General features: G+C 66.6%; 27 protein-coding genes. 15 read left to right on the forward strand and 12 right to left on the reverse strand.

The annotated features are described in order from the left end of the window. The first annotated feature begins 14 nt into the window (after nucleotides 1-14). From HT136_RS12225 to HT136_RS12240, 4 genes are read left to right on the forward strand one after another with little or no spacing between them, the layout of a single operon-like run. On the forward strand, nucleotides 15-1,046 hold the full coding sequence (locus HT136_RS12225; protein ID WP_214200041.1) for a GNAT family N-acetyltransferase: 1,032 nt from the start codon (nucleotides 15-17) through the stop codon (nucleotides 1,044-1,046). Nucleotides 1,047-1,085: 39 nt separating this feature from the next. After that, entirely contained in the window at nucleotides 1,086-1,364 is a 279-nt protein-coding gene (locus HT136_RS12230; protein ID WP_214200042.1) for an acyl carrier protein, read from the forward strand. Between the two features lie 20 nt (nucleotides 1,365-1,384). After that, nucleotides 1,385-2,071 carry an alpha/beta hydrolase family protein gene (locus HT136_RS12235; RefSeq protein WP_214200043.1) on the forward strand — a complete coding sequence of 229 codons (687 nt, stop codon included), beginning with the start codon at nucleotides 1,385-1,387 and terminating at the stop codon, nucleotides 2,069-2,071. Further along, nucleotides 2,068-2,871: a hydrolase 1, exosortase A system-associated gene (locus HT136_RS12240; protein ID WP_214200044.1), complete on the forward strand. Its 804-nt coding sequence runs from the start codon at nucleotides 2,068-2,070 to the stop codon at nucleotides 2,869-2,871. Before HT136_RS12235 ends, HT136_RS12240 begins: the two co-directional genes overlap by 4 nt. Nucleotides 2,872-2,929: 58 nt before the next feature. Here the strand turns inward: HT136_RS12240 and trxB are convergent, their stop codons facing one another. After that, a complete protein-coding gene (gene trxB / locus HT136_RS12245) occupies nucleotides 2,930-3,901 on the reverse strand; it encodes a thioredoxin-disulfide reductase (RefSeq protein ID WP_214200045.1) in 972 nt (323 codons plus the stop codon). Nucleotides 3,902-4,099: 198 nt separating this feature from the next. Here trxB and HT136_RS12250 point away from each other — a divergent pair, with 198 nt between their 5' ends. After that, entirely contained in the window at nucleotides 4,100-4,978 is an 879-nt protein-coding gene (locus HT136_RS12250; RefSeq protein WP_214200046.1) for an alpha/beta fold hydrolase, read from the forward strand. Between the two features lie 31 nt (nucleotides 4,979-5,009). Here the strand turns inward: HT136_RS12250 and HT136_RS12255 are convergent, their stop codons facing one another. From HT136_RS12255 to HT136_RS12275, 5 genes are all read right to left on the reverse strand, one after another. Further along, nucleotides 5,010-5,261 (reverse strand): hypothetical protein, encoded by a 252-nt coding sequence (locus HT136_RS12255; protein WP_214200047.1) that lies wholly within the window; start codon nucleotides 5,259-5,261, stop codon nucleotides 5,010-5,012. Between the two features lie 53 nt (nucleotides 5,262-5,314). Beyond that, nucleotides 5,315-5,485 carry a hypothetical protein gene (locus tag HT136_RS12260; RefSeq protein ID WP_214200048.1) on the reverse strand — a complete coding sequence of 57 codons (171 nt, stop codon included), beginning with the start codon at nucleotides 5,483-5,485 and terminating at the stop codon, nucleotides 5,315-5,317. 532 nt (nucleotides 5,486-6,017) lie between these two features. After that, nucleotides 6,018-6,857, reverse strand: a complete 840-nt coding sequence (gene fghA, locus HT136_RS12265; protein ID WP_214200049.1) for an S-formylglutathione hydrolase — start codon at nucleotides 6,855-6,857, stop codon at nucleotides 6,018-6,020. 10 nt (nucleotides 6,858-6,867) lie between these two features. Beyond that, complete coding sequence (locus HT136_RS12270) at nucleotides 6,868-7,245, reverse strand: VOC family protein (protein WP_214200050.1); 378 nt, start codon at nucleotides 7,243-7,245, stop codon at nucleotides 6,868-6,870. Between the two features lie 14 nt (nucleotides 7,246-7,259). After that, the gene (locus HT136_RS12275) at nucleotides 7,260-8,372 is read right to left on the reverse strand and encodes an S-(hydroxymethyl)glutathione dehydrogenase/class III alcohol dehydrogenase (protein WP_214200051.1); all 1,113 of its coding nucleotides are present in this window, start codon (nucleotides 8,370-8,372) and stop codon (nucleotides 7,260-7,262) included. A gap of 97 nt (nucleotides 8,373-8,469) precedes the next feature. Between HT136_RS12275 and HT136_RS12280 the strand changes: the two genes are divergently transcribed. Both HT136_RS12280 and HT136_RS12285 read left to right on the forward strand, forming a co-directional pair. Then, nucleotides 8,470-9,357, forward strand: a complete 888-nt coding sequence (locus tag HT136_RS12280) for a LysR family transcriptional regulator (protein ID WP_214200052.1) — start codon at nucleotides 8,470-8,472, stop codon at nucleotides 9,355-9,357. A gap of 107 nt (nucleotides 9,358-9,464) precedes the next feature. Next, entirely contained in the window at nucleotides 9,465-10,493 is a 1,029-nt protein-coding gene (locus tag HT136_RS12285; protein WP_214200053.1) for a nucleoside hydrolase, read from the forward strand. Nucleotides 10,494-10,511: 18 nt separating this feature from the next. Here the strand turns inward: HT136_RS12285 and HT136_RS12290 are convergent, their stop codons facing one another. Continuing rightward, entirely contained in the window at nucleotides 10,512-10,913 is a 402-nt protein-coding gene (locus HT136_RS12290) for a winged helix-turn-helix transcriptional regulator (protein ID WP_214200054.1), read from the reverse strand. Between the two features lie 105 nt (nucleotides 10,914-11,018). Here HT136_RS12290 and HT136_RS12295 point away from each other — a divergent pair, with 105 nt between their 5' ends. Continuing rightward, nucleotides 11,019-11,765, forward strand: a complete 747-nt coding sequence (locus HT136_RS12295) for an SDR family oxidoreductase (RefSeq protein WP_214200055.1) — start codon at nucleotides 11,019-11,021, stop codon at nucleotides 11,763-11,765. Between the two features lie 4 nt (nucleotides 11,766-11,769). Here the strand turns inward: HT136_RS12295 and HT136_RS12300 are convergent, their stop codons facing one another. Next, entirely contained in the window at nucleotides 11,770-12,933 is a 1,164-nt protein-coding gene (locus HT136_RS12300) for an isovaleryl-CoA dehydrogenase (RefSeq protein ID WP_214200056.1), read from the reverse strand. A gap of 163 nt (nucleotides 12,934-13,096) precedes the next feature. Between HT136_RS12300 and HT136_RS12305 the strand changes: the two genes are divergently transcribed. Further along, the gene (locus HT136_RS12305; protein ID WP_343222176.1) at nucleotides 13,097-13,849 is read left to right on the forward strand and encodes a DUF2238 domain-containing protein; all 753 of its coding nucleotides are present in this window, start codon (nucleotides 13,097-13,099) and stop codon (nucleotides 13,847-13,849) included. Nucleotides 13,850-13,862: 13 nt separating this feature from the next. Here the strand turns inward: HT136_RS12305 and HT136_RS12310 are convergent, their stop codons facing one another. Beyond that, on the reverse strand, nucleotides 13,863-14,636 hold the full coding sequence (locus HT136_RS12310) for an enoyl-CoA hydratase/isomerase family protein (protein ID WP_214200057.1): 774 nt from the start codon (nucleotides 14,634-14,636) through the stop codon (nucleotides 13,863-13,865). Nucleotides 14,637-14,971: 335 nt separating this feature from the next. Here HT136_RS12310 and HT136_RS12315 point away from each other — a divergent pair, with 335 nt between their 5' ends. Both HT136_RS12315 and HT136_RS12320 read left to right on the forward strand, forming a co-directional pair. Beyond that, nucleotides 14,972-15,760: a sulfite exporter TauE/SafE family protein gene (locus tag HT136_RS12315; RefSeq protein ID WP_214200101.1), complete on the forward strand. Its 789-nt coding sequence runs from the start codon at nucleotides 14,972-14,974 to the stop codon at nucleotides 15,758-15,760. A gap of 51 nt (nucleotides 15,761-15,811) precedes the next feature. Continuing rightward, nucleotides 15,812-16,957: a pyridoxal phosphate-dependent aminotransferase gene (locus HT136_RS12320; RefSeq protein ID WP_214200058.1), complete on the forward strand. Its 1,146-nt coding sequence runs from the start codon at nucleotides 15,812-15,814 to the stop codon at nucleotides 16,955-16,957. Nucleotides 16,958-16,975: 18 nt separating this feature from the next. On the opposite strand, the gene HT136_RS12325 is transcribed toward HT136_RS12320, so the two are convergent. Next, nucleotides 16,976-17,863: a LysR family transcriptional regulator gene (locus HT136_RS12325; RefSeq protein WP_214200059.1), complete on the reverse strand. Its 888-nt coding sequence runs from the start codon at nucleotides 17,861-17,863 to the stop codon at nucleotides 16,976-16,978. Between the two features lie 197 nt (nucleotides 17,864-18,060). Here HT136_RS12325 and HT136_RS12330 point away from each other — a divergent pair, with 197 nt between their 5' ends. The 4 genes from HT136_RS12330 to HT136_RS12345 are packed head-to-tail and all read left to right on the forward strand — an operon-like array spanning nucleotide 18,061 to nucleotide 22,602. Next, nucleotides 18,061-19,980, forward strand: a complete 1,920-nt coding sequence (locus HT136_RS12330; RefSeq protein ID WP_214200060.1) for an FUSC family protein — start codon at nucleotides 18,061-18,063, stop codon at nucleotides 19,978-19,980. After that, on the forward strand, nucleotides 19,977-20,198 hold the full coding sequence (locus HT136_RS12335; protein WP_214200061.1) for a DUF1656 domain-containing protein: 222 nt from the start codon (nucleotides 19,977-19,979) through the stop codon (nucleotides 20,196-20,198). The genes HT136_RS12330 and HT136_RS12335 overlap by 4 nt, the downstream gene beginning before the upstream one ends. Further along, a complete protein-coding gene (locus HT136_RS12340; RefSeq protein ID WP_214200062.1) occupies nucleotides 20,195-21,166 on the forward strand; it encodes an HlyD family secretion protein in 972 nt (323 codons plus the stop codon). Before HT136_RS12335 ends, HT136_RS12340 begins: the two co-directional genes overlap by 4 nt. After that, the gene (locus HT136_RS12345) at nucleotides 21,166-22,602 is read left to right on the forward strand and encodes an efflux transporter outer membrane subunit (protein WP_214200102.1); all 1,437 of its coding nucleotides are present in this window, start codon (nucleotides 21,166-21,168) and stop codon (nucleotides 22,600-22,602) included. The genes HT136_RS12340 and HT136_RS12345 overlap by 1 nt, the downstream gene beginning before the upstream one ends. An 18-nt stretch (nucleotides 22,603-22,620) precedes the next feature. On the opposite strand, the gene HT136_RS12350 is transcribed toward HT136_RS12345, so the two are convergent. Continuing rightward, nucleotides 22,621-23,262, reverse strand: a complete 642-nt coding sequence (locus tag HT136_RS12350) for a TetR/AcrR family transcriptional regulator (protein WP_214200063.1) — start codon at nucleotides 23,260-23,262, stop codon at nucleotides 22,621-22,623. 81 nt (nucleotides 23,263-23,343) lie between these two features. After that, nucleotides 23,344-24,108, reverse strand: a complete 765-nt coding sequence (locus HT136_RS12355; RefSeq protein ID WP_214200064.1) for an SDR family NAD(P)-dependent oxidoreductase — start codon at nucleotides 24,106-24,108, stop codon at nucleotides 23,344-23,346. Nucleotides 24,109-24,387: the final 279 nt, after the last annotated feature.

Below are 24,387 nucleotides of genomic sequence, written 5' to 3' on the forward strand. Positions count from 1 at the left end.
ATGGCCCGCACTTCATGAACACTTCGGTTGTCACCTGCGTTTATCGCCACGCCGTACGCGAAGTTCAACCCGGCAGCGCGCTCGATACCCTGCTTTCGGATCAATTTCAGAGCGCGCCATTCGATCGGCTGTGGTGGTGGCAGGCACTCGACCGGCACTGCGATCTGCCCGGTACACTCTATGGCGCCGGCTCGCAGCAAGGCGAGGCCGTGCTGGCGCTTCATCCCATAGGACCTCGTCACCTCCATTCGCTGTCGAACTGGTACACCTTTCGGTTTCGCCCGATCGTGGAAGGCAACCCCGCCCTTCTCGTCGATCTAGCCCGTTCCTTGAGAAAACACGCCCGGCGCATCACGCTCGACAAGGTGCCCGACGAGGACGGCAGCGCGAGCCGACTGGTCGACACCTTTCGCAAGGCCGGCTGGCTGGTCCTGCGCGAGACCTGTGACACCAACCACGTGCTCAAGCTCGATGGGCGCGGCTACGCGGCCTATCACGCCAGCTTGCCCGGCCCCTTGCGCACGACCCTCAAGCGCAAGAGCGCCAAGGTTGCCACCACCATCCACACCCGCTTCGAGCCCGAGACCTGGGCCCGTTACGAGGCGATCTACGCGCGCAGCTGGAAGCCTGGGGAAGGCTCGCCCGCCTTCCTCCAGGCCTTCGCCCAGGCCGAGGGCGATGCCGGACGGCTGCGTCTTGGCCTCGCGCATGACGCGGCACGGCCCGATGCTCCGCCGATCGCGGCCCAGTTGTGGACGGTCGAGGGGGGAACGGCCTACATCCACAAGCTCGCCCACCTCGAGACGGCGCGAAACCTTTCCCCTGGCTCGGTGCTCAGCGCCGCCTTGTTCCGTCATGCGATCGACACCGACAGGGTCGATCTCGTCGACTTCGGCACGGGTGACGATCCCTACAAGCGCGACTGGATGAACGAGGTCCGCCCGCGCTACCGTATCGAGGCCTTCATGCCCTTCGCGCCCGCAAACGCACCGATCCTGCTGCGCCGAACGCTGCAACGCCTTGCCGCACGCATCAAGCGCCGCTAGAGGCGCGACTTGACCTTTTCGCCTGATTTCGAGGGCCCCATGGCTGAAGACACCGACCAGATCCTGCGCGCCATCCTGACCGACGTGCTCGGCCTTGCGCCGGGACAAGCCGCCAGCTTCGAGGCCGACACGGGCCTCTTCGGCCACCTTCCCGAACTCGATTCGATGGCCGTCGCAGGCCTCCTGACCGAAATGGAAGACCGTCTCGGCATCATGATCGACGACGACGAGATCGACGGCGAAATGCTCGAAACCTACGGCGGTCTCCTTGGCTTCGCCGAGACAAAGACGCGCGAAGCCAAGAACGCGCAGGCCTGAGGCATGCCGGAGCAGCGCGCATGAAGCCCCTGCTCTGGCCCTGCCCCGCCTCCGCGGGTGAACCTTCTCGCGAATACGCGCTCCAGTTCTCGGCTTCCGGCTGCGCCACGCTGCTGATCGTCCCCGCGCTCTTCGACGAAGGCAACCGCATGCGGCGCCTGACCGTCGAAGTCCAACGCCGGCTAGCGGACGAGCACGGCATCGCCAGCGTCCTGCCCGATCTTCCCGGCTGCAACGAGAGCCTTGCCGACCTCGCCCTGCAGACGCCCGCCAGCTGGCAACGCGCGATGATCGCTTGCGCCAGGCAGCTGGGCGCAACCCATGTGCTGGGGGTGCGTGGCGGCAGCCTGGTCACTCCATCGGGCTACCCGACGTTGCACTATGCCCCGGTTACGGGCGCCTCGATCCTGCGCCAGATGCTGCGCGCCCACGTCCTCGCCGCGCGCGAAGCCGGGCGCGAGGAGCGACGCGAGGACGTGCTCGATCGGGCCCGCCGCGAAGGGATCACGCTCTGCGGACATAACTTGGGTGCCGACTTCATCACCGCATTCGAAGCGCTCGAGCCAGCCGCCGAGGCGTCCATCCTCGCGCAAGGCACCTTGGGAGGAAGCGGCCTCTGGCTTCGGGCCGAGCCTTCCGATGACCCCGACCAGGCCGACGCGCTTGCCCTTGCCATCGCCGGGTGGATCGAAGGTGAGGCCGCGTGACGGCACGGCGCCACATCCTCTTTTCCTGCGAAGGCAGCCGCCTTGTCGGCACGCTCGACGAAGCGGCGGGCACTTGCGGGCTCGTCATCGTCACTGGAGGCAACGAGACCCGTGCAGGTGCGTGGAACGGCCAGGCGCTGTTCGCGGCACGGATCGCGAAGGCGGGCTGGCCGGTCCTGCGCTTCGACCGGCGGGGCGTGGGCGACAGCGAAGGCGAGAACGGAGAATTCCGCGCAAATGGCCCGGACATTGCAGCCGCCATCGCCGCCTTTCGCGAAGCGTGTCCGCAGATCACCCGCATCGTGGCTTTGGGCAACTGCGACGGCGCCGCCGCGCTGATGCTCGCGCAAGGGCGCGGTTGCGACGCCCTGATCCTCTCCAACCCCTGGACCATCGAGGACGACGAAGGCGACGTTCTTGCGCCCGGTGTGGCGCGCGATCATTACCGCCGCCGCCTGCGTGACCCGGCTGCGATCCGCCGCCTGCTGAGCGGCCAGGTCTCCCCACTCAAACTGGGGCGCAGCCTGCTGGGCCTGTGGCGCAAACCGGCCCGCGAAGCCCCGCGCGGCAGCCTTCTCGACGAACTGGTCGCCGGTATTGAAGGATTTGGCGGGCCCGTGCGCTTTCTCGTCGCCGAGCGCGACCGGACCGGCCTTACCTTCCTCGACCGCTGGGCCAAGGACGATGCGCGCATCCGGCGCTGCGCGAGAGCGACGCACAGCTACGTCGAACCCGATGCCCAGGAATGGCTCCAGGCTCAGACCTGCGAGGTCCTTGGGGCCATGCGCGCCGAAGGCTGAGCACGAAAAAAGGGGGCCTCAGCCCCCTTTCCCCTAGCGGAATAACGGGTCGACGCGATCAGCCCTGGACGGTCTCGGTAATCCCCGCGAATTCCTTCTCGGCCAGATAGCGTTCGGCGTCGAGCGCGGCCTGGCAGCCCATGCCAGCTGCCGTGATGGCCTGGCGATAGACGTGGTCGCATACGTCGCCCGCGGCGAAGACGCCGGGGATGTCGGTCTTGGGCGTGCCCGGCTGGACGAGCAGGTAGCCGGTCTCGTCCATCGCGAGCTTGCCCTTGAACAGTTCGGTCGAAGGCGCGTGGCCGATGGCGACGAAGGCACCGTCGGTCTCGAATTCGCTGGTCTCGCCGGTTACCGTGTCGGTCAGCGCGAGCGCGCGCAGTTCGCCGTTCTCGCCGGCGAGGAACTCGTCGACCTTCTTGTTCCAGACCACCGAAAGCTTGGGGTTGGCGGCAAGGCGATCCTGCAGGATCTTCTCGGCGCGCAGGCTGTCGCGGCGGTGGATCAGGGTGACGTCGTCGGAGTGGTTGGTAAGGTAGAGGGCTTCCTCGACGGCGGTGTTGCCGCCACCGATCACGACCACCTTCTTGCCGCGGTAGAAGAAGCCGTCGCACGTCGCGCACGCCGAAACACCCTTGCCCGAAAGCGCCTGCTCACCCGGAACGCCCAGCCACTTGGCCTGCGCGCCCGTCGCGATCACCAGCGTATCACCTTCGTAGGTGTCGCCGCCGTCACCGGTGGCAACGAAGGTCGAGCCCGAAAGATCGACGTTGGTGATCGTGTCCCACATCATACGCGTACCCACGTGTTCGGCCTGGGCCTGCATTTCCTGCATCAGCCAGGGGCCCTGGATCACCTCGCGAAAGCCGGGATAGTTTTCCACATCGGTGGTGATCGTCAGCTGGCCGCCGGGCTGGAGACCTTGCACCACGATCGGCTCCATCCCCGCGCGCGCGCCGTAGATCGCGGCGGAAAGGCCCGCCGGGCCCGATCCGATGATGAGCATGCGGGTCTTGTGATTGGTTGCCATGGGGCGGTCTCCGGAAGAAAAGGCGGGAATCGGGCGCAAATATCGAGCGGCGGAGATAGGAACTTTCCCACCCCTTTGCCAAGCCACGCCGCCTAAGGTTTTCGTTGCCGCGCCTAAATCGCGACTTGGCCCGCATGGCAAGCCCCTCGCCCACAAGACCATGTTGACCTTCCCCATCCCAAGCGCCACCTCTCGGCCATGACGTCCACGCTTGGCCCCACCTCCAATCGCTTCGTATCGCAGCGCCTGCGCCTCAATTACGTCGACTGGGGCAACCCCGAAGCGCCGCCGCTGATCCTTCTCCATGGCTGGCGCGACCATTGCCGCAGCTGGGACTGGGTGGCGCAGGACTTGCGCCGCGACTGGCACGTCATATGCCCGGACTTGCGCGGGCATGGCGACAGCGACTGGTCGCCCGAGGGCCATTACGGAATGGACGCCTTCGTGTTCGACCTCGCCCAACTCGTCCACACGCTCGGCTACCCCCAAGTGACGATCATCGGCCATTCGCTGGGCGGCGCGATCGCCACTCGCTTCACCGGCCTCTATCCCGAACGCGTGGAAAAGCTTGTTTCGATCGAAGGCCTTGGGCGTTCAGGCACCGACCCGACACATGCCGAGGGCGGCAATCCCGCCGAACGCCTGCGGCAATGGATCGCGAACAAGCGGATGGCCGCCGCGCGCACGCCTCGGCGATACACAACGCGGCGCGCGGCTTTCGAGCGCATGCTTTCGGAAAATCCCAACCTCAGCGAAGAGCAGGCCCGCCACCTGACGACCCATGGCGCGAGCCGCAACGAGGATGGAAGCTGGAGCTGGAAGTTCGACAACTACCTCAACGTCTCGGGGACGGCGGACCTTGCCACACCCGAGGTCTTTGCCCTGTGGCAGGCCATCACCTGCCCCGTACTGCTGGCGTGGGGCGAGAACAGCTTCGCAAGCCGCCCCGACCTCGACGGCCGCATGGCGCATTTCGCAAACGCACGCCTGATCACATATGCGCGGGCCGGACACTGGGTGCACCATGACCAGCTCGCCGGCTTGTTGGGCGATATCCGCGAATTCCTGGGTTCGTGAACTTCCTGACGACAACGCCAGGCAGACACACTCAGCGAAAGACCTGCCGTCCCGCCACCATTCCCAGCCTGGATAGCTCGCGACCCGACTTGGACTGCTCGCGCGCGTCGGACGATGCGGGTTTGGCAAAAGGAAGCGCGAAAGCCGCCACCGCCAGCCCCATCGCGAGTATGACACCCGGAATGACCATGCCCGCTGCGCGCGAGCGCATGCGGTCGGTTTCCCAGCTCTCGGTCTGCTGGTCGCTTTCCGTCAGGTTTGGGGGCGGGGAATCAGGCGTCATCCTTGCACCAACGCAGGTGCCCGCACATTGTTTCCGCCAGAGCGAAGCCGCAATCAGGTGAGCAGGAAATATCCCAGCACGGCCCAGCAGGCGACGCTTAGCAGCACAGCGGCGACAAGACCCCGCGGATCGTGTTCGCTGGCATCGTCTTCCAGACGCTGCGTGGCATAGACCTCACGGAGACCTGCCTCGAAAATGGTTCCTTTGTTTTCGGCGACCTGCACTTTCACATCCTCAGAAATAGAACGGTGACGCCCTTTCACGTCCACCCTTCGATTTATCCCTAACGGTCTGGAAGCACCTGTTGGCGTCTTTGGCCCGACCTTTCGATACATGCCAATATAACAAGATTGCGCAAAATACTCCATATGGAATGCGACACGCGTCCAAAATGACAACTTCGTGCCTCGCGTGGAATTTTTCTCCTAAAGTATTGTAATTTTATGTCTTTTCGGCGACAGAAAATACAGAGGCCCAAATCGATCTCACGCAGCGCAACAAAATCCATAATCGCGCTAAAATGCGGCCTTGCGAACGTTACCGTCTCCTTGACACGCGACCTATGCGGCACGGCACAATTTCCATGCCAGATCCTGCTGCAAAGCAACAGAAACGCCGGATTTCCGCAGGTTTCAGGACTCGGTTGCACCGCCTGCCAATGTGCCCTGACGTGATTCGCGCAGGCGTGCAAGAAAGGGATCGGAAAGCAGTCCCCCCGATCCCTCCCGGCTATTTCGTCAGGCCATCCGGCGAAATTCAGGAGTGCAGATGCTCCGCGTGCCAGGCGACATGCTCGGGCATGAAGGTCGAGATGAAGTAGTAGGAGTGGTCATAGCCAGGCTGCATTCGGATAGTGGCCGACATGCCTGCCGCCGCACAGGCCTCTTCGAGAAGGCCAGTGCGCAATTGCTCCTCGAGAAAGCCGTCTGCGCTTCCCTGATCGACCAGCAGATGCGCAGCGCGCGCACCATCGGCGATCAGTGCGCAGGCGTCGTATTCGCGCCAGGCCACGCGATCAGCACCGATATAGCCGGACAGGGCCTTTTCGCCCCAAGGACAGGCGAGCGGCGAGACGATCGGCGAAAATGCGCTGATCGAACGGAACCGCCCGGGATTGCGCAACCCGATCGTGAGCGCACCGTGCCCGCCCATCGAATGCCCGGTAATCGCCTGGCGCGTCATGTCGGCCGGAAACGCGGACGCGATGAGGTCGGGCAGTTCGGTTTCGATGTAGGAGCGCATGCGGAAATGCGTGCTCCACGGCGCCTGCGTCGCATCGACGTAGAAGCCTGCACCTTTCCCGAAGTCGTAGCCCGCATCGTCGGGCACATCGTCACCGCGCGGGCTCGTGTCGGGCGCCACGAAAATGATCCCGTGCTCGGCGCAGGCCGCCCGGAACTCGCCCTTTTCGGTGACGTTGGCGTGGGTGCAGGTGAGCCCCGAGAGGTACCACAGGACCGGCAGCTTCGCACCCTCGGCGTGGTCGGGCACGAAGACCGAGAACGTCATCTCGGTCCCGGTCTCGGCGGAACGGTGCGTGTAGACGCCCTGTGTCCCGCCATGGCTGCGATTGGTCGATACCGTCTCGAGGCTCATCGGCTATCCCTTATGCCGCTACGTGCCAGAGGCAGAGCTTGTTGTTGTCCGGATCGCGCAGATAGGCGCCATAGCTGCCCGGAAAGGCCGCACGCGGGCCGGGCTCACCGTCACAGGTGCCGCCAGCGGCGATGCCGGCCTTGTACGCCGCGTCCACCGCCTCGGGGCTCGCTGCCTTGAGGCCGATCGTGCCGCCGTTGGAGAACGAGGCCGGCTCGCCGTTCGCGGGCGCGCCAACGATGAAGTTGGCGGTGCCGTCGGAATAGACGAAGGCCGCGCCGTCCTTGATGCCGAAGCCCTCCTTGAGGCCATAGGCACCGAATAGCGCGTCATAGAAGGTCTTGGCCGCGACCGGATCGTTGGTGCCGACGAAGATATGGCTGAACATCGAAAGGGAACTCCTCAGTAGACGACGACCGAGCGAATGGATTCGCCCGCGTGCATCAGATCGAACGCCTTGTTGATGTCTTCAAGCCCCATGACGTGGGTAATCATCGGATCGATCTGGATTTTTCCATCCATGTACCAGTCAACAATCTTGGGCACGTCGGTCCGGCCCTTGGCCCCGCCGAACGCGGTGCCCTTCCACACGCGGCCAGTCACCAACTGGAATGGGCGGGTGCTGATTTCCTTGCCCGCCTCGGCCACGCCGATGATGATGCTCTCGCCCCAGCCGCGGTGGCAGCATTCGAGCGCGGTACGCATGACCTCGGTGTTGCCGGTGCAGTCGAAGGTGTAGTCGGCTCCACCATCGGTCATCTGGAGGATCCTGGCGATCACGTCCTCGCGGCTCATGCCCTTGGTGTTGAGGAAGTCGGTCATGCCGAACTTGCGGCCCCATTCCTCGCGGTCGGGGTTGATGTCGACGCCGATGATCTTGTTGGCGCCGGCCAGCTTGGCACCCTGGATCACGTTGAGCCCGATCCCGCCGAGGCCGAATACGGCCACGTTGTCGCCCACCTGGACCTTGGCGGTGTTGACCACCGCGCCCACGCCCGTGGTCACGCCGCAGCCGATGTAGCACGAGGACTGGAACGGCGCGTCCTTGCGGATCTTGGCGAGCGCGATCTCGGGCAGCACGGTGAAGTTCGAGAAGGTCGAGCAGCCCATGTAATGGAAGATCGTCTGGCCCTTGTAGGAGAACCGGCTGGTGCCGTCGGGCATCAGGCCCTGCCCCTGGGTCGAGCGGATCGAGGTGCACAGGTTGGACTTGCCCGAGGTGCAGGTTTTGCACTGGCGGCACTCGGGCGTGTAAAGCGGGATCACATGGTCGTCGACGGCGACCGAAGTCACGCCGGGGCCCACCTCGCGCACGATCCCGGCGCCTTCATGGCCCAGGATCGAGGGGAACAGGCCCTCGGAATCGAACCCGTCGAGCGTATAGGCATCGGTGTGACAGATGCCGGTCGCCATGATCTCGACGAGGACCTCGCCCGCCTTGGGGCCTTCCAGGTCAACTTCCACGATTTCCAAGGGCTTCTTGGCTTCGAACGCTACGGCGGCGCGAGTCTTCATGCGCAGGTCTCCTCTGATTGGCGGGTCTTCTAACGCGTTGCCGAATTCGCGTGAATGGGGTTGTTTTGCAAAGCATTATAACACTACAGGGATAATCATGAGCGGATCGTGGGATGGCATCGAGGAATTCGTAAGCGTGGCCCGCGCGGGCAGCTTCACCGGCGCGGCGCGCAGCTTCGGTGCCTCGGTCACGCACATGAGCCGTTCGGTCGGCCGTCTCGAGGCGCGCCTCGGCAACCAGCTGTTCCACCGCACCACCCGCTCGCTCAGCCTGACCGAGGCAGGTCGCCACTTCCTCGATTCCGCCGCGCGCCTGATCGCCGAGCGCGACGACGCGATCGCGGCGATGACCGCGAGTGGATCGCCGCGCGGACTGCTGCGGATCACCTGTTCCTACACACTGGGCGAGCGCTTCATCAGCCCGATCCTGCGCGACTACGCGCTCGAATACCCCGAGATCGCGGTGACCTGCGATCTCGACAACGACGTGGTCGATCTCATCCGCGACGGCTACGACCTTGCCATCCGCACCGGGCATCTCGAGGATTCGCGCCTCGTCGCCACGCGCGTCGCTTCGCGCGCGGTCATCACGGTGGCCGCGCCCTCCTATCTCGAGCGTCATGGCACGCCCCAGCGGATCGCCGATCTCAAGCATCACGCCTGTCTCGTGGGATCGAACCCGCTCTGGCAATTCGCGCGCGGCGAGACGTTTCGCCCCGAGGGCCGCTGGAAGGCGAATAGCGGGATCATGGTCCTCGACGCCGCGCTCGATGGCATGGGCTTGTGTCAGCTTCCGCGCTTCTACGCCGCCCAGCACGTGCGCAGCGGCAGCCTGTGCGAAGTGCTCAAAGCCGAATGCCCCGAGGACGAGCCGATCTGGGCCGTCTACCCGCGTCCCAAGCACCACTCGCCCAAGGTCAGCACGCTGGTCGAGCGGCTGCGCGCGCAATTGCCGGGCCTCCTGAACGGCTCCGTGCCCGAGTGATCGCGCACCGGGATCGATAGCCCAGGCCTATGCCAATCGTCGAAATCCCTATTGGACCCTACCTGCAACCTACTCGATAAGTGCCCGACCAGAGGGAGAGGAAAGATATGGACCGGCGAGCATTTCTGGGCGCGAGCGCCATCGTACTGGCGACCATCGCCGCGCGCGGCCAGGCGTTTGCGGGGACCGGCAAGCCCGCCCAGGCACGGGTCATCATCGATAACGACTTCGCGGGCGATCCCGACGGCCTCTTCCAGCTGGCGCACCATCTGCTCTCGCCCTCGCTCGACATCCCGCTTCTGGTCAGCTCGCATTTGCCCGTTGCCTTCGGCGGGTTGACCTCAGCGCAGGACGGGGTCGCCAAGGTCGAGCAACTGACGAAGGCCATGGCGATCGCGAGCCCGCCTCCAGTCCTGGCTGGCGCCCCGCTGCCAATTGCCAATCGCGCGGCGTGGAAGCCCAGCCCCGCGACCGCCGCGATCGTGCGCGAAGCCCTGCGCGAGGACACCGAGGCGCCCCTCGTCTACGCGGCCGGCGCCAGCCTCACCGAACTCGCCCTCGCCTGGCTGGCCGAGCCGCGCATTGGCCGCCGCCTGAAGCTGGTGTGGATCGGCGGGCGCGAACACCCCGGACTTGCGCTCCCACCACCGGGCCCGGACGAAGCCGAATTCAATTTCACGATCGATCCCATTGCCGCACAAGTCATCTTCAACGAGTCCGACATCGAAATCTGGCAGGTCCCGCGCGACGCCTATCGCCAGATGCTGTACTCGAATGCGGAACTGGACGAGCTTGCCGGTTCGGGTCCGATCGGCGCCTTCCTCAAGGACGAGCTCGACAAAATGGCAGCGAATCTCGCGCACATCCCGGCTTTTGCCGCGATGCCCGCCTCGGAAACCTATGTGCTGGGCGACAGCCCGCTCGTCACCCTGACCGCGCTGCTCTCGCCCATACAGCCCGATCCGTCTTCGAGCCGCTATGTAGCAATGCCCACCCCTCGGCTGGCCGATGATGGCCGCTATCAGACGCGTGCGGGCGCACGCCCCATGCGGGTCTACACCGCGATCGATTCCAGGCTCACGATCCGCGACATGACCGCCAAGTTCCGCGCCCACGCCCGCGCCAGCGGCGGCTGAGCGCCCTGGCATGGCCGGTCAGCCTTCCTGGCGTGCCAGGAACTCGGCGCGCGCCTGCTCGATCTTCTCCCGGTTGCGCTCGGCCCAGGTCCAGACTCCGCAGAACGCCTCGCTGAGGCCGAGCCCCAATTCGGTGAGCGCGTAAACGACCTTGGGCGGGACGACGGGATGGACAGTGCGCGTAACGAGCCCGTCGCGCTCCATCGCGCGCAAGGTCTGCGTCAGCATCTTCTGGCTGATCCCTTCGCAGGCCCGTCCGAGCTCGCCGAAACGGCACTCGCCCTGTTCGGTCAGGATCTCGATCAGCAACATCGTCCACTTGTCCGCCACGCGCCCGATGATCTGGGTCACGAGACGGTCGAGTTCGGGATCGGTTTCGGGAAGCGACTGGAGATGTTCACGCAGGGAATCGGCAGACATCCGCAATACTCTCTTTTTGGTAAGTATGGCACTTCAAGATGCCTACTTTCCATTGGATAGCACAAGTCCCATCTTGAGGCGACACGAAGAAACGAGAGGTTCCCCATGCAATTCGTCAACCGCAAGATTCTCATCACCGGCGGCAATTCCGGGATCGGCCGCGCGCTCGCCGAAGCGCTGGTGGCCGCCGGCAACACGCTGATCGTGACCGGACGCAAAGCCGAGACACTGAAGGCGACGCTCGAGGCCAATCCCGCGATGTCCGGCTACGAACTCGACGTGACCGACACCGCCAGCCTCGCGGCCTTCACCAAGGCCGTCCTCGCCGACCATCCCGACCTCGACGCCGTAATCCTCAACGCCGGGATCATGGAAGCCGAAGACTACGCCGCCGACCCGGTCTCGACCGAGGTGGCCGACCGCATTGTCGCGACCAACCTCACCGCGCCGATCCACATGGCCGCCGCGTTCCTGCCGCACTTGCGCGCGCGCGCCGAAGCCGCGCTCGTCACGGTGTCCTCGGGACTTGCGTTCCTGCCGCTGGCGCGCACGCCGGTCTATTCGGCCAGCAAGGCCGCGATCCACTCGTTCACACAGTCGCTGCGCCACCAGTTGCGCGACACTTCGGTCGCGGTCCACGAAATCGCCCCGCCCGAAGTTGCCACCGAACTGACACCGGGCCAGTCGCAGCGCCCGACCGCGCTGCCGCTCGAGGCCTTCATCACCGAAGTCACCGCGATCATGACGCAGGACGACGTGCCCGACGAGATCCTCGTCGAACGCGTCGCCTTCCTGCGCCAGGCCGAACGCGAAGGTCAGTTCGCCGAGCGCTTCGCGATGCTCAACGGCTGATCGATCAGACTTCGCCGATCAGTTCGCGGCCGATGAGCATGCGGCGGATCTCGTTGGTACCTGCGCCGATGTCGAGGAGCTTGGCATCGCGCAGGTACCGCTCGACCGGCCAGTCGGTGGTGTAGCCCGCGCCGCCCAGCGCCTGCACCGCCTCGCCGGCCACGCGAAACGCGCTCTCGCTGGCGAGCAGGATTGCGCCGGCCGCGTCGAACCGCGTGGTCTGCCCCTGATCGCAGGCCCGCGCGACCGCGTAGACATAGGCCCGGGCCGACTGGAGGGCGACGTACATGTCCGCCACCTTGGCCTGCATGAGCTGGAACGTGCCGATCGCGACGCCGAACTGACGGCGTTCGCGCACGAAGGGGATGACGGTGTCGAGGCACGCCTGCATGATGCCCAGTTGCAGGCCGGCCAGCACGACGCGCTCGTAATCGAGCCCGCTCATCAGCACGCGCACACCGCCGCCGATCGGCCCCATGACATTGGCATCGGGTACGAAACAGCCCTCGAACACCAGTTCGCAGGTGGGCGAGCCGCGCATGCCCAGCTTGTCGATCTTCTGACCGATCGCGAAACCCGCCATGCCCTTCTCGACGAGGAAGGCGGTGATGCCGCGCGACCCGGCGGCAGGATCGGTCTTGGCATAGACCACCAGGGTATCGGCGTAAGTGCCGTTGGTGATCCAGAACTTGGTGCCGTCGAGACGCCAGCCGCCATCCACCGCCTCGGCCCGCAGCGCCATGCCCACGACATCCGAACCTGCCCCCGCCTCGGACATGGCCAGGCTGCCGAGATGCTCGCCACTGATCAATGGCGGCAGGTACTTGGCCTTCTGCGCCTCGGTACCCCAACGGCGGATCTGGTTGACGCAAAGATTGGAATGCGCCCCATAGGACAGCCCGATCGACGCCGAGGCCCGGCTCACTTCCTCGAGCGCCACGACATGCTCGAGATAGCCCAGGCCAATTCCGCCCCATTCCTCCTCGACGGTGATCCCGTGCAGCCCCAGCGCGCCCATTTCGGGCCAGAGTTCGCGCGCGAACCAGTCCTCGCGGTCGATCCGCGCGGCAAGCGGCGCGATCCGTTCCTCGGCGAAACGCGCGACGCTTTCGCGGATCATCTCGGCGCTTTCCCCAAGGGCAAAATCGAAGTGCGGGGTGGCTTTCATCGGCTATCCTTTCCCGACCGCTTGCGCGGCCTTGTCTCCCGAGGCTTTGAGCCCCGTGTGTCTTGCTGTAGTTCTACCATGCACCGCCCGGATATCTGCCTGTCCGGTCGAGCAACAGTTTGCCTGCGCAACATCGCATTAGTAACGGAGGCATGCAACTATCGTGCACTCGCAAGAACCGAACAAGGCCCGGACAACGACCTTCACGAACCCCGATGCGCCGATCGCGACCGCGCCTGTCGTGCCCACCGAGGCCGCTGCGCCGCCGCGCGCGCAAGTTCTCGTGACATACGGATTCCTGCTCGTCATGGCGGTGGAACTCGTCACGCTCATCTTCTCGATGCGCTGGGCGCACGCCTTCCTGGTGACCGTGCTGATGATCGTGATCGCCCTGCCGGTCACCCCGAACCGGCGGCTCATCGCCAACGTCCCGGTCGAAATCCAGGTCTTTGCGGTCGCCTTCGTGTTCGCCACCCTGTTCCTGGGCGAAGTGGGCGATTTCTACGAAAAATTCTGGTGGTGGGACATCGCGCTCCACACCTGCTCGGGCGTGCTGCTGGGGCTCGCCGGGTTCCTCACGCTCTACCTGCTCAACGAGACCGAGACAGTGAGCGTGCACATGCGTCCGCTGTTCCTCGCGATCTTCGCCTTCTTCTTCAGCGTGGGCCTCGGCGCGATCTGGGAGATCTTCGAGTTCGCGATGGACCAGTTCTTCGGGCTCACGATGCAAAAGCCCATGCTGGGGGACCCATCGGGGCTTACCGACACGATGTGGGACCTGATCGTCGATACGCTGGGTGCGTTCGCCTCCAGCCTGCTTGGCCTGCTCTACATGCTTCAGGCGCGCAAGGAGGGACGGCGCGACTGGCTGCAGCGCTTCGTCGCGCGCTACCCGAACTTCTTCACCCGCACCTGATCCAAGGCGGCGTTCAGGCGCCGATGAAGTGCGCCGGGCGCCGCTCGAACACCGAGGCGACCCCTTCGGCATAGTCCGCCGTGGCACGCAGCGCGGCCTGCTCTGCGTGTTCGCGTCGCATGGAAGCAACCGCAGCATCCGCGACCCCGTCCATGAGCGTGCGCCGCACCGCCAGCAGCGCGAGCGGGGCATTGCCGGCAAGCTCGTGCGCCATGGCCAGCGCTTCCTGCGCCGCCGTGCCCTCGTCCGCCAGGCGGTCGACCAGTCCCCAGGCCAGCGCGGCATCGCCCTTCACCCGCTCGGACGAGAGCATCATCCAGCTTGCACGCTGTTCGCCCAGGAGGCGCGGCAGGGTGTAGGTCAGTGCAAACCCGGGATGGAAGCCCAGCCGGGTGAAGTTGGCCGACAACCGCGTCGTCGGGTCCGCGACACGGAAATCGGCGGTCAGCGCGAGGCCGAGGCCCGCCCCGATTGCACCGCCCTGCACCACCGCCACCATCGGCTTGCGACGGCGAAACAAGCGCTCGGCCTGGCTGTAAAGCTGCGCGATCGCGGCCATGCCACTATGGCCCGCCAGACTGGCATCCCCTACCAGATCGGCCCCCGCACAGAACGAGCGCCCCTTCGAGAGGAGCACCGAGCAGCGCAACTCGGGATCGTTGTCCACCTTGTAGACCGCATCGGCGATCTTGCGCAGGAGAACGGGGCAGGCGAAATTGTGTGGCGGCTTGGAAAACTGGATCGTCGCAACGTGGCCATCGCGCTCGAGCGTCACATCAACCGTCATCCCGTTCAATCTCCTTCGCGAGCGTTAGAGCCGCACCGCAATCGTTATTCCAGAAAGAACCCCTCAAGTTCAAGCTCCTTGCCAACGTCCGGTGCGGCGTGACCGCTCAGCTGGCCGAAAAGTGCGCCGCCAGAACATGTTGCACTGCAGAAAATTGCGCTCGCCTGGGACCCGTTCCTGCGACATACTGCGGCCATGCACGAAGCCGGCCTCGACCTGCCCCTCCTCCCAGCCCGCGCGTCCCGCGACGGGCGGGATCGACGCGGGACCCGCGCGGCAACGTGATCGATCCGGCCCTCTCCTCGGTCCAGACCTGGGCCGCTCCGGTGGGCCTCATGCTTCTGGCGGGACTGGCATCGGGCTTCGCGGCGGGCCTTTTCGGGATCGGGGGCGGCTTCGTCGTCGTGCCGGTCCTCTTCGTGATGCTGCCGCTGCTCGGCGCCAGCCCCGACAGCATCGCCCATGTCGCGATCGGCACCTCGCTCGCCACGATCCTCGTCACCTCGCTGCGCTCGGTCCAGGCTCATGCCCGGCGCGGGGCGGTCGACTTCACGCTGCTGCGCGCCTGGGCCCCCGGAGTGATACTGGGTGTCGGCGCGGGAGTGTTGCTGGCCTCGCGCGTCAGCGGGCAAGCGCTGGCGCTGATCTTCGGCCTCGGCGTCGCCGTGATGGCGCTGCATTTCCTGTTTCCGGTGCTTGCCTCGCGCCATCTGCGCGATGAATTGCCCGGCGGCTTCGCCCGGATCGGCATTGCCGGCGGGATCGGCGCCTTCTCCTCGCTGCTCGGCATCGGCGGAGGGACCCTCGCGATCATCGTGATGACTTTGTGCGGCAAGTCGATCCACCGCTCGATCGCGACCGCTTCGGGGGTCGGCTTCCTGATCGCGGTTCCCGGTACGCTGGGCTTCGTTGCCATCGGCCTTGGCACGGCGGGCCTTCCGACGGGATCGCTCGGCTACGTCAACCTGCCCGCGACACTGGCGATCGTGAGCACTTCGATCTTTTCCGCGCCTTGGGGAGCCGCCACCGCGCATCGCCTGCCGCCCTCGGTGCTCAACCCCGTCTTCGGCCTCTACCTGCTGTTCGTCGCGGCCACGATGGTCCGCAACGCGCTGGGAGCCTGATCCTATCGACGCCACCTGACATCACGCACCACGAGGAGGAGGAATAGCACCATGACCCCAGCCCTGAGCCGCCGTGCCCTGATCGGATCGGCCGCAGCCGGCACCACGCTTGGCCTCGCCGCGACCGGCGGCTCGCGCAGCGCCCTGGCCGTTTCGCCCGTGCCGCCCCCCTCCAATGCCGCCGCCCTGTTCGGGCCTCCTGCAGGCCTTGCCCAACTCAGCCGCAACGAGAATCCCTACGGCCCTTCGCCCAAGGCGCGCCAGGCGATCGCCGAAGCCTGCACCAACGGTGCCTATTACGCCGACCGCGGCCTCGCCCGCCTGACCGACATGATCGCCGAGCGCCATTCGCTGAGCGCCAAGCAGGTGGTGGTGAGCTCCGGCTCGACCGAAGTGCTGAGCTGCGCGTCGCTCTCGCTCTCTGGAAAGGGCGCGATCCTGTGTCCCGAGCTGTTCTGGGATACGACCGTCACCTACGCCGAGCGCAAGGGCGCCACGCTCAAACGGGTGCCCCTCGGCAAGGACATGGGCATCGACCTGGCCGCGATGAAGGCGGCGATCACGCCCGAGATCGGCCTCATCCATATCTGCAATCCGAACAACCCGACCGCGATGTCGCTCGACGGCGACGCCTTGCGCACGTTCATCCGCGCCGTCGATCCGGCAATCACGGTACTGGTCGACGAAGCTTACATGGAGCTGACCGCCCGTCCCGACTATACTTCGGTCGTCGACCTCCTTGCCGAGCGCGAGAACCTGATCGTGTGCCGCACGTTCTCGAAGATATACGGCATGGCCGGGCTGCGCCTCGGCTACGCGCTCACGTCCGAGGCGATGGCCGCGCGCCTGCAAGGCTATCTCATGAGCTTTGGTGGCAACACCGCCGGGCTCGCTGCGGGCATCGCCTCGTACAACGACGAACCGTTCCTGCGCTATTCCAAGGACCATATTCTCGAAGCGCGCGCCGCCATCCTCGAGGCGGTGGCCCAGGCCGGCCTGACCGCGCTGCCCTCGGACGCCAGCTTCGTCTACGTCAAGGTGCCCGACGCCGACGCGCTCCACGCCGCGATGGCCAAGGCGCAGGTCGCGATCCGCCCCGCCTATGGCCCCTGGACACAGTGGTCGCGCGTCAGCACCGGCAAGATGCCCGACGTCGCGCGTTACGCCGAGACGCTGAAACGCTTCTACCAGGCGTAAAATCCGCCAGGCGGTGGGTCACGCGCTGCGGAACAGGCCTGCAAGCACGCCCTGCACGAGCGCCACGCGCGGCTCGCGCAAGGACTTGGGGATCCAGACCAGATAGTAGCGGTTGACCGGCCGTTCGCGTGGAGGGGCGATCTCGACGAGCTCGCCGCTCGCGATGTGGCCATTGCACAAGTATCCGGGCAGCACCGTCCAGCCGAAGCCCGCTATGACCATGCGCTGGAGGCAGCGCAGGTCCTCCCCGACCAGCGCCGGGCGGTTCTTCGCGCCGGCCAGCGCGTTGGCCTCCAGCCAGGCCGAAATCAGCAGCTGCTTGATGTTGAAGGCCAGCACCGGCTCGGCGTGAAGTCCCGCCGCCAGTTCGGGAGCGGCCGCGATGCGCGCGGCGACTGCGGGCGCGGCAACCGCGTGAAGGCGTTCCTCGTGCACCACCTCGCTGCGCACATTGGTGTCGTTGACCGGGTAGCCGGAGAGTGCCAGGTCGCAATCCCCGCTCAGCACCTCGCGGCTCATCTGCGCATGGTCGGCGGCCGCGAAGCGGATCTGCATCCCCGAGCGCAGCAGCGGCAGGAGCCGGGGAACCACCATCTCGGCCAGGAAATCCGCCTGCCCCAGGATGCGCACGGCCCCGGTCAGATCGCCCGAGCGCGCCCGGGTCCGCGCCAACACCGCCTCGGCCATGTCGAGCTTGTCGCCCAGCCCCGCCGCGAGTTCATCCGCGACGACCGTCGGCCTCGCCCCCTTGGCGTGGCGCACGAACAGGGGATGCCCGATCGCCGCCTCAAGCGCGGCGATGTGCTGCGAGATCGCCGGCTGCGTGAGCCCCAGACTGCGCGCCGCCCCGCTCAGCGATTGCTGGCGATAGACTTCGACAAAGCTGCGCAACTGGGTGAGGGCCATGACCCAGCCCATAACACAATTTATCCCGACACCCAAATTGTCTAATAAGCCTTTGGACTCGATTGCGCATAATGCACGCATCGTTCATCGCGTTCCGGCGTCCGATCCCGTCCCCCTCCCCCCCGCGCGCCGGACCGCGATGGGCTCTGCCCCGTAAGCCCACTGCCCGACAGAAGCCGAACCCGTTGGAAACCTTCATGACTTCGGCCCGCTGGCAGGCCTGCCTGTTCTCCGCCAAGACCGCGCTTGCGGCCCTGATGGCGCTGTGGATCACGCTCTGGGTCGGGTTGGAGCGGCCATTCTGGGCGATGACCACCGCCTACATCGTATCGAGCCCACTCTCGGGGGCGACGCGCTCCAAGGCGATCTACCGCGTGCTCGGCACTTTCGTGGGCGCCATCGTCGCGGTCGCGCTCGTGCCGGTGCTGGTCGACTGGCCGCCCTTGCTGTGCCTCGCGCTCGCGCTGTGGGTCGGCGCGACGCTCGCCGTCTCGCTGCTCGACCGCTCGCCACGCGCCTACACGATGATGCTGGCGGGCTATACCGCCATGCTGATCGCCTTTCCTGCGGTCGATACACCCGAGGCGGTATTCGACATCGCCACCGCGCGCGTCACCGAGATCGTGCTCGGCATCACGTGCGCCACGCTGACGCACAGTCTGCTCTGGCCGCGTTCGGTAGGCGCGAACATGGGCCAGCGCCTATCGCTGTGGTGCCGCGACGCGCGGGCCTGGCGCGACGAGATCCTTTCGAGCACGAGCGCCAAGGACCTCCACGATCCCCAGATGGGACGGCGCAAGCTGGCGCAGGACGCGGTCGACTGCGTGCTCCTGGCAACGCACATTCCCTTCGACACCTCGCACTGGCGCGAGGCCAACGCCTCGGTCCAGGCCATCTTGCGCCGCATCCTGCTGCTCCTGCCCGCGCTTTCGGGCCTTGCCGACCGCCGCCGCGCGCTGCTCGAGCTCGACGCGCGCTCCGATGCCAGTCCGCAATGGCGCGCGTTGCTGGGCCACAGCCATGCCTTGCGCGAGGCGCAGACCGCGCAAATGCTCGACGAGAGCGAGGCGATCCTGGCCCATGTCGAAGACCGCACCCGGCCCACGCCGGTCGGCCCGCAGGAAAACCGCGCGACAATCGCGCTCCACGCCGACTGGCGCTTCGCGATCCTGGCCGGACTGGCAGCGGCGGCCTCGATCCTCATCTGCTGCGCGATCTGGATCGGCACCGGCTGGGCCGACGGCGCCATCGCGGCGATGATGACCGGGGTGTTCTGCTGCCTCTTTGCCGCGCTCGACAACCCGGTGACGATGATCCTGCGCTTCGGCGCCGCGCTGATCGCCTCGCTACCGCTCGCCGCCTTCTATCTCTTCGTTCTGCTCCCGCCCGTCGATGGCTTCATCCCGCTCGCGCTGCTGCTCTTGCCGGTGCTGCTCGCGGCGGGGTGGATCATCCCCCATCCCCGGTTCGGCGTCATCGGCGTTGCCTTCATGCTCGGCTTTGCCAATGCGCTCGCCCTGCAGGAAAGCTTCCACGCCAATCTTGCGCGCTTCATCAACGCCAATTCGGGGCAAGTACTGGGCGTGCTGATTGCCGCGATCGTCACCGCCGGGATGCGCACGGCGGGCGTCGATCGCGTCATCGCCCGGCTGCGCGTCAGCCTGCACAAGGACCTCGTCGCGCTGGCCTCGGCACGCAGCGCGCCCAATCCGATGGCCGCGCTGGGGCGTACGACCGACCGTCTTGCGCTGATCAGCGAGCGCCTCGGCGACGCCACCGACGCGGCGGCGGCGTCCTTGCGCGAAGTGCGCATCGCCGCAAACATCGTCGCCATCCAGCAACTGCGCGCGGGTGCCGAGCGCAAACTCGCGCTCGCCCTATCCCGCGTCCTGCGCGACGTGGCGCGCACCTACCGCAGCAATCGCGAAGACCCGCCCGAACGCCTGCTCGCGCGCATCGATGTCGCGCTGCGCCTGATGCTCGCCGCGCCGGAGCCCGCGCGCGACAGGTCCGACCGATCCGGCGAAGGCCTCGGTGCGCTCGTTGCCCTGCGCTGCAACCTCTTCCCCAAGGCCCCCGATTTCCGGCCTGATCCGCGGAGCGCCCCCCTGCCATGATGCCCGACTACCTGCTGGGCGTGATCTACGTTGCCGCCGCGCCCGTCGAAGGCTGCATGGCGCTCGTCGTCACCTACCTCCTCCACCGTCTGCTTTCGGCTTTCGGCCTCTATCGCTGGATCTGGCACGGCGTGCTGTTCGACACCGCGCTGTTCGTGATCGTCTGGGCCGTCCTCGTCCTTGTCCTTCCCCCCGTGTTCCCCGGATTGCACCCATGAGCCTGTCTTCCTCCGAACGCCGCCGCAAGGCCGTGTCCATGGCGATCACCAGCCTGATCGTGCTAGCCGCGATCTGGGCGGGCTATTCACTCTTCATCTACTACCAGGACGATCCCTGGACCCGTGACGGACGCATCCGGGCCGACATCGTGCGCATCGCGCCCGACGTCGGCGGCCTCGTCACCGCGGTGCACTTTGACCACGACCAGCGTGTGCGGCGCGGCGACGTTCTTTTCGAGATCGATCCCTCGCGCTACGCGATCGCACTCAGCGAGGCCAAAGTGGGGCTCCAGCAGGCCGAGGCAGACCTCGCGCGCGCGCGCTTCGTGGTCGAGGGCAGCGAAGCAAGTCTTGCCGAAGCCCGCCGGGAGGCGGCCCGCGACACGGGGCTGGGCGAACTCCTTCCCAGCGAAGCCACCCAGCAGTCGCAGACCCGCGCGCGCGAACTCGAAGCCAGCCTGGGCCAGAGCCGCGCCGAAGTGGCGCAGGCGCAGGCGCGCATCGCCGCCGCGCGCAACGCGCTCGACCTGGCCCGGCTCAACCTCACGCGCACCCGTGTGCTCGCCCCCGTCGACGGCTACCTCTCGGACTTCGACTTGCGCGTGGGCAATTACGTGAACGCCGGGAGCCCGGTGCTCGCGCTCGTCGACACCGCGACCTTGCGCGTCGAGGGCTATTTCGAGGAAACCAAGCTCGCCCGGGTGCACCTGGGCCAGAAGGCGCTGATCCACGCGATGGGCGAGGAGCGCCCTCTTCACGGCCACGTCATCTCGATCGCGGCGGGCATCAAGGACCATGACCGCACCGGCAGCAGCGACCTCCTGCCCGCGATCAATCCCTCCTTCAGCTGGGTGCGCCTGCCCCAGCGCGTGCCCGTGCGCATCCATATCGACGATGCGCCGCGCGATCTTGCGCTGATTTCGGGCCGGACGGTCTCGGTCAGCCTTGCCATGGACCAGGCCAAGTGATGCGGACCAAGGCCCGGTCCTGCGCGGCGCTGGCCTTGGCGAGCGCTCTGGCCGCCTGCACGGTCGGTCCGGACTACCACGTGCCCGAAAACGCGGCGATCTCACGGCCGGGCGCCAAGGCTCCGTTCAGCGCGGGCGAAGGAACCATCGCAGACCCGCTGCCCGCCCGCTGGTGGTCGCTCTACGACGACCCGGTGCTGGACCAACTGGAAGAGGAAGCTCTCACCGCCAACACCGACTTGCGCGCGGCAGGAGCCAACCTCGCGCGTTCGGCCGCGATCGTACGCGCGACGAAGGGCGAAGGCGATCCCGAGGTGGCGCTTGACGCGACGGTCGAACGGGCACGGCTTTCGGGCGAGTCTTTCCTCAAATACGAGACCCTGCCGGTTACCAATCTCGGGATCGGAGGGGGCGAAGTGTCCTATCAGCTCGACCTCTTCGGGCAGATCCGGCGCCGGGTCGAGCAGGCCGATGCCGAGCATGAGGCGACCCAGGCCTTGACCGAGGCCGTCCAGGTCACCCTCGCGGCCGAAGTCGCGCGCGCCTACGTCGCGGTCTGCGGCGAGAACGAGGCGATGGAGCTTGCCGAAGAGATACTCGCCAAGCGAGAGCACATCCTTGCCGCCAGCCAGCGCCTCCATGCCGCCGGCAAGATTGCCGCTCCTGAGGTCACGCGCGCCGAGCAGGCCATGTTGCAGGCCCGTGCGCAATTGCCCGGGCATCGCGCAAGGGTACGTGCCGGGCTTTACCGCCTGGCGTTCCTGCTCGGCCGCACGCCCGACCAGTACCCGCGCGAGGCCGAAGCCTGCCACGCCCTGCCCCACCTGTCCCGGCCGCTTCCCATCGGCGATGGCGCAACGCTGCTCGCCCGCCGCCCCGACGTGCGCGCGGCCGAGCGCCGTCTGGCCGCCGCCACCGCCGGAATCGGCGTCGCCAAGGCCGATCTCTATCCGCACATCGCCATCGGCGGTGGTGCCGGCACCTTCGGCCTGCTCGAGGACGTGGGCCAGGCCATGGCCGGGCACTGGTCACTCGGCGCGATGATCAGTTGGGCCTTCCCCACCCGGACCCAGCGCGCCAAGGTGACGATGGCCGAGGTCGCAACCGACAAGGCCCTGGCCGAATTCGACGCAGCCGTACTCGAGGCCCTGCAGGAGACCGAAACCGCGCTCTCCAACTACCGCGAGCGCCACAACCGCGCGGTCGACCTGGAAGAGGCACTCGGCAAGGCGCGCACCCTCGATGCGCAGAGCCGGCGGATGTTCGAGGCCGGAAAGGTCGGGCTTCGCGACGATCTGTCGAGCGGCGTCGACCTGATTGCTGCGCGCGATGCCGAGCGCGAGGCACAGGACGCCGTGGCGCAAAGCCAGATCGATCTGTTTCTCGCCCTCGGCGGGGGGTGGACGCAAGCTCCCCAGCCTTCGCCCGGATCGTGAAGCGGAGCGGGCCGGGCTTCAGGCCCCGGCTTGCGCTGCCCCCGGCTGCCCCAGGAAGCCAAGGACGAGCCGCACGATCGCCTCCTCGAGCGCCCGCGTGCCGAGCAGCGGGGAAGACTGCAACGCCGCGCGGCGCAGCACTTCGCTTACCGCGCGGCCAAGTGTGAAGACTTCCGCCTCGTCCATTGCAGGCGCGCCCTCTCCTGCCGCCTGGCGCCACACGTCGATGATCGCTTGCACGAAGCGGTCCGAAGGTTCGGGCAGCCCCCGATCGAGCGAAAACGCGACCAGCGCACGCACAAGGCGTGGATCGCTGCCGCCATGCCGGGCAAAGGCCTCGTGCAGCAGGCGCACTATGCCACGCACCTGCTCGTCCCAGGGATCGTCGCGACGCGCCTCCAGCAAGGCGTCGATTTCGCCCTCGACCACCTCGCGCTGGCGCTCGATGAGCGAGATGACGACCGCCTCGCGGTTCTCGAAATACTGGTAGATCGTCCCGATCGAGTAGCCCGAACGCTCGGCGAGGTGGTTCGTGGTGAGCTTCTCGCCGCCCTCCTCCGCGAGAATACGCGCGGTTGCCTCGAGAATCGTGTCGATCGTCAGGCGGGCTCGCGCCTGCCGGGGCTTCTTGCGGGAAAAATCGGGTTCGGAATTGGCCATTGCCGCCGGTTCAGACCCCTTCGCGCGCATCGAGGCAAGCGAAATCGCCCGGATCTCGCAGCCCCGGCGCGCGAGGGCGCGTCACACCAGCGTGCTGCCCCCGTCGAGCAGCAGGCACGAGCCGACGGCGTAGGAGGCATCGGGCGAGGCGAGGAACAGGATCGCGCGCGCCACTTCCTCCGCCTTGCCCGCACGGCCCGCCGGGATCGCCGCCTGAAGGCTTTGCAGGAACGTGGGATCATCGGCCGAGGCGCCGAGCAAAGGCGTGTCGATGAGACCGGGGCACACCGCGTTAACGCGAATGCCATGACCGATGAGGTCGAGCGCAGCCGCCTTGGTCAAGCCGGCAACCCCATGTTTGGCCGCGACATAGGCCGCGATCCCCTTCGCCGCGACCACGCTGGCAACCGAAGCGGTGTTGACGATTGTGCCGCCACCACGGGACTTTAGCGCGGGAACCTCAGCCTTCATGGCAAGAAATACGCCTTTCAGGTTGACGGCGATCTGGCGGTCGAATTCGTCCGGATCGATGTCCTCGAAGGCGAACACCGGAGCGCTCGCAATCCCCGCGTTGTTGACCGCGATATCGAGGCCACCGAACGTCTCGACACAGGTGCGCACCATCGCCCGGCACGCCTCGAGCGAGGAAACGTCGGCCTGCGCCGCGATCGCCTGCGCGCCAGCCATGCCGATCTCCTCCGCGATGCGCAGGGCCCCGGCCTCGTCCTGGTCGACCACGCAGACGGCCGCGCCCTGTTCGGCGAAGGCGAAGGCCGTGGCCCGGCCGATGCCACTGGCCGCGCCAGTCACCAGCGCCACTTTTCCGGAAAAACGAGCGATCGTCATTTCACCCCTCCCGTGTCGCCGCACGACGCGGCAGAGCGCAGAGCGTGCGCATGGATTGGCTCGGGCACCTTACGAAGCATCCAATCATCTCCCATCGCCACCTTGTCCGGTGCGCGCTGCACCCGCGTGGCCGTTATCCTGGAGATGCGAGTATCCGCGAAGCCGCGTCCTTGCGCCAGTGCCCGTCAGAAGCTTTTTTCCACCTCGCCCCGCTTCCCCGGCCATCACCTTGGGCTCCACGCCGGCCAACAATCCACATCTGGGCTCAGGATCCGCAAT

This window comes from Novosphingobium profundi (assembly GCF_018491765.1).
In the GTDB taxonomy this organism is placed as follows: domain Bacteria; phylum Pseudomonadota; class Alphaproteobacteria; order Sphingomonadales; family Sphingomonadaceae; genus Novosphingobium; species Novosphingobium profundi.

Bases quoted from the DNA above. Each gene is read 5' to 3' on its own strand.
- HT136_RS12315 (WP_214200101.1), top strand. From the start codon at position 14,972: ATGCTTCTGGCGGGACTGGCATCGGGCTTCGCGGCGGGCCTTTTCGGG.
- HT136_RS12225 (WP_214200041.1), top strand. From the start codon at position 15: ATGAACACTTCGGTTGTCACCTGCGTTTATCGCCACGCCGTACGCGAA.
- HT136_RS12345 (WP_214200102.1), top strand. From the start codon at position 21,166: ATGCGGACCAAGGCCCGGTCCTGCGCGGCGCTGGCCTTGGCGAGCGCT.
- HT136_RS12290 (WP_214200054.1), bottom strand. From the start codon at position 10,913: ATGTCTGCCGATTCCCTGCGTGAACATCTCCAGTCGCTTCCCGAAACC.
- HT136_RS12230 (WP_214200042.1), top strand. From the start codon at position 1,086: ATGGCTGAAGACACCGACCAGATCCTGCGCGCCATCCTGACCGACGTG.
- HT136_RS12275 (WP_214200051.1), bottom strand. From the start codon at position 8,372: ATGAAGACTCGCGCCGCCGTAGCGTTCGAAGCCAAGAAGCCCTTGGAA.
- HT136_RS12335 (WP_214200061.1), top strand. From the start codon at position 19,977: ATGATGCCCGACTACCTGCTGGGCGTGATCTACGTTGCCGCCGCGCCC.
- HT136_RS12280 (WP_214200052.1), top strand. From the start codon at position 8,470: ATGAGCGGATCGTGGGATGGCATCGAGGAATTCGTAAGCGTGGCCCGC.
- HT136_RS12340 (WP_214200062.1), top strand. From the start codon at position 20,195: ATGAGCCTGTCTTCCTCCGAACGCCGCCGCAAGGCCGTGTCCATGGCG.
- trxB (WP_214200045.1), bottom strand. From the start codon at position 3,901: ATGGCAACCAATCACAAGACCCGCATGCTCATCATCGGATCGGGCCCG.
- HT136_RS12355 (WP_214200064.1), bottom strand. From the start codon at position 24,108: ATGACGATCGCTCGTTTTTCCGGAAAAGTGGCGCTGGTGACTGGCGCG.
- HT136_RS12295 (WP_214200055.1), top strand. From the start codon at position 11,019: ATGCAATTCGTCAACCGCAAGATTCTCATCACCGGCGGCAATTCCGGG.
- HT136_RS12300 (WP_214200056.1), bottom strand. From the start codon at position 12,933: ATGAAAGCCACCCCGCACTTCGATTTTGCCCTTGGGGAAAGCGCCGAG.
- HT136_RS12310 (WP_214200057.1), bottom strand. From the start codon at position 14,636: ATGACGGTTGATGTGACGCTCGAGCGCGATGGCCACGTTGCGACGATC.
- fghA (WP_214200049.1), bottom strand. From the start codon at position 6,857: ATGAGCCTCGAGACGGTATCGACCAATCGCAGCCATGGCGGGACACAG.
- HT136_RS12330 (WP_214200060.1), top strand. From the start codon at position 18,061: ATGACTTCGGCCCGCTGGCAGGCCTGCCTGTTCTCCGCCAAGACCGCG.
- HT136_RS12235 (WP_214200043.1), top strand. From the start codon at position 1,385: ATGAAGCCCCTGCTCTGGCCCTGCCCCGCCTCCGCGGGTGAACCTTCT.
- HT136_RS12285 (WP_214200053.1), top strand. From the start codon at position 9,465: ATGGACCGGCGAGCATTTCTGGGCGCGAGCGCCATCGTACTGGCGACC.
- HT136_RS12350 (WP_214200063.1), bottom strand. From the start codon at position 23,262: ATGGCCAATTCCGAACCCGATTTTTCCCGCAAGAAGCCCCGGCAGGCG.
- HT136_RS12270 (WP_214200050.1), bottom strand. From the start codon at position 7,245: ATGTTCAGCCATATCTTCGTCGGCACCAACGATCCGGTCGCGGCCAAG.
- HT136_RS12255 (WP_214200047.1), bottom strand. From the start codon at position 5,261: ATGACGCCTGATTCCCCGCCCCCAAACCTGACGGAAAGCGACCAGCAG.
- HT136_RS12325 (WP_214200059.1), bottom strand. From the start codon at position 17,863: ATGGCCCTCACCCAGTTGCGCAGCTTTGTCGAAGTCTATCGCCAGCAA.
- HT136_RS12320 (WP_214200058.1), top strand. From the start codon at position 15,812: ATGACCCCAGCCCTGAGCCGCCGTGCCCTGATCGGATCGGCCGCAGCC.
- HT136_RS12250 (WP_214200046.1), top strand. From the start codon at position 4,100: ATGACGTCCACGCTTGGCCCCACCTCCAATCGCTTCGTATCGCAGCGC.